This is a genomic window from Microcystis sp. M49636_WE2, from assembly GCF_030065375.1.
GTDB lineage: Bacteria > Cyanobacteriota > Cyanobacteriia > Cyanobacteriales > Microcystaceae > Microcystis > Microcystis aeruginosa_C.
Genome location: NZ_JASJFG010000386.1, coordinates 1 through 1,110, shown reverse-complemented (window position 1 = coordinate 1,110; position 1,110 = coordinate 1). Strand labels below are relative to the sequence as shown.

Here is a 1,110-nt window from a genome sequence, read left to right as displayed (position 1 = left end):
GAATCATCTGTAGAATTGCAATTAGATCAATTTAATCCCCGTTGTGATGCGATTCCTGTGGCTAACTTGCTGACACGCAATTATAACTGGATGAATCGCAATGCTGAAGCAATTCCCCATCGCATTTCTCGTCTGTTGCGGGGTTGGTCAAAAGATTACACCACAGGTATGCGAGTTTTGCGTCGGGTAGATAATCTTAATCCCGTCGGTTTTTATCTCCTCTATCCCACCGCAAACGAGTCGGAAGCGAATTTTTTTACCTCTCCTAACAAGAGTTTACATCTAAGTGCGATCAACGAACAGGATCCTTTTAAAATGGCATCTGTGGGAGATGAAAATTGTCTTTCGGTATTTATTCGCAGTTGGATGATTGATGCTAATTATTTAGAAAAATATCGTTTAATCTTCCTGCAAGATGCCCAAAAAACTCTCCAGATAATGACCTTAGATTTTCCTAATCTCTGCGATTTACATACTTTGATTATTCATCCCGATTATGAGAAATTAGCCGCCGTCTTGGGATTTCAAAAAACTATTCAGGAATCCCCAAACTCTATTTATTGGATGTATTTAGGACTCGATCGCTTTTTATCCCTAGATATGAGTGCAATTCAATTTTAATCGGGAGTGGGGAAATTATGAATTATGAATTATGAATTATGAATTGGGGAGTGGGGAGTAGGGGGAAAAAATCCATAACTGGGTTTTTGAAGTTCGATCGAGAGTTAGTCGTAATATTAAAAGCGGATTTGGTATAACATCTTGTCAATAAGTATTGTTATAATAATGACATCAATTAAGCTATAGTCGCCTATGTCTGAACAATTGATCGCTAATCTTGCTAATGCCTTTAAACCAGTTCCTTTACCTGCCGATAGTCCCTTTTATGTGGATCTAAAAGCAGTGAGAGCGGATGCTGATGTTTGTCAAGATTTAGGCAGAAAAATTATTCGTTCGCTGCCAACAGAGTACACCCATCAACTCTACACAGGACATCGAGGAGGGGGGAAATCCACGGAATTATTGCGGCTGAAAAAATATCTAGAGCAAAAAAATTGTTTTGTTGTTTATTTTGCGGCAGATGAAGACGATATCGATCCAGAAGATGCT

At 38.7% G+C, this 1,110-nt stretch carries 2 pseudogenes; both read left to right on the top strand.

The window, feature by feature from the left end:
* Positions 1-621, top strand: a pseudogene (locus PX484_RS09275) (hypothetical protein); the annotation flags it as partial.
* Positions 622-813: 192 nt separating this feature from the next.
* Positions 814-1,110 (top strand): annotated as a pseudogene (locus PX484_RS09270) (ATP-binding protein); the annotation flags it as partial.